Annotated in this window: 1 protein-coding gene; it reads left to right on the top strand. The window is 65.2% G+C overall.

Features of this window, described 5'->3' with window-relative positions:
- Positions 1–70 precede the first annotated feature (70 nt).
- The gene (locus tag MJ783_RS09340) at positions 71–1,090 is read left to right on the top strand and encodes a hypothetical protein (protein ID WP_239309987.1); all 1,020 of its coding nucleotides are present in this window, start codon (positions 71–73) and stop codon (positions 1,088–1,090) included.
- Positions 1,091–1,117: the final 27 nt, after the last annotated feature.

Raw genomic sequence — 1,117 nt, 5'->3', positions numbered from 1 at the left:
ATCTCACACGCGCTCGCACTGTGCCGGGCTGACAGCGAGGAGCTGACAGCGAGGGGACGATGGCGAGGGGATGATGGCACTTTCCAGAACGGCGGCGGAACTGTATCCGGAAATCGGGCCGGCACCGTTGAACTGCGGAACGTTGCGGAAGCGGCTCCGTATGGCGGACGCGCAGTTCGATGACGCGGTGGCGGAGCTCGTTCTCGCGGGTATGGCGATTGTGGAGGGGCGGCGGATCCGCCGGGCACCGATCGAGCGGACCCAGCCGAACGTTTCCCGTGACGCGCTCGTTGTTTTCGACCAGCTGCCGCCTGACGGCACTCCCGTTGGCGGCCTGCGGTTGCGCAGCGCTGTAAGGATCACGAACGACCGTTATCGACTGGCTCTGGACGAGCTGAAGACCGCCGGTCTCGTCCGGATCGGGCGGGGCCGCGGGGGCACGGTCGCCCGCGCTGACGATGTGTCCCAGCCAGCCGGCGATGAGCTGCTCGAAACGCACATCGACGACGCGGGATCCGCCGCCACCGGCCCCGGCCAGCTGGTACGCCGGGAATCCGAACTGTACCGGCCGTTCGTCGACTGGTACCAGAGTGAGATCGACACAGCGGGACTTACGTTCAGCCACATCCGAGAGACAGCTACCGCGCGTAGGCGGGCGCGGGCCAGCGGCCAGTGGTCCCGGCCGGACGTCGCGGCGGTCGAGGTCTGGAGTTCGTATCTGCTGCCCGACGTTGTCCTCACGATTTCGTCTTTTGAAATCAAGCGGGCGGTCGACGCCAATCGGCTGGAGTCACTCTACGAAGCCGCGGCTCATGGACGCTGGGCGCACTGTCCGAGCCTGGTCGTCGAGACGGCCTCTGAAGAGGATGAGGAAAATCCGCTGCCCGACCACATCCTCGCCGAACTCGACCGGTTGAAACTGGGTCTGTACACGATGTACAACCTCGGCTGTGGATCCTTTCGGGTGAAACAGTACATACCGCCGTCGAGACGTGTGCCCGACCCGGGCTACCTGCACGACCTGCTGGAGTACTTCTTCGCTGATGACAATCGGCAGCGAGAGAGGTACCGGTTGGCGATCCGTCGCTGAGCGCGCATGCGTGGTGAGGGAATCGGG

It is taken from the genome of Protofrankia sp. Cj3, from assembly GCF_917627355.1.
Taxonomy (GTDB): domain Bacteria; phylum Actinomycetota; class Actinomycetes; order Frankiales; family Frankiaceae; genus Protofrankia.
Note: the sequence above shows the minus strand (reverse complement) of the source record. Positions and strands in the feature narration are given on the sequence as shown.

Bases quoted from the DNA above. Each gene is read 5' to 3' on its own strand.
- MJ783_RS09340 (WP_239309987.1), top strand. From the start codon at position 71: ATGATGGCACTTTCCAGAACGGCGGCGGAACTGTATCCGGAAATCGGG.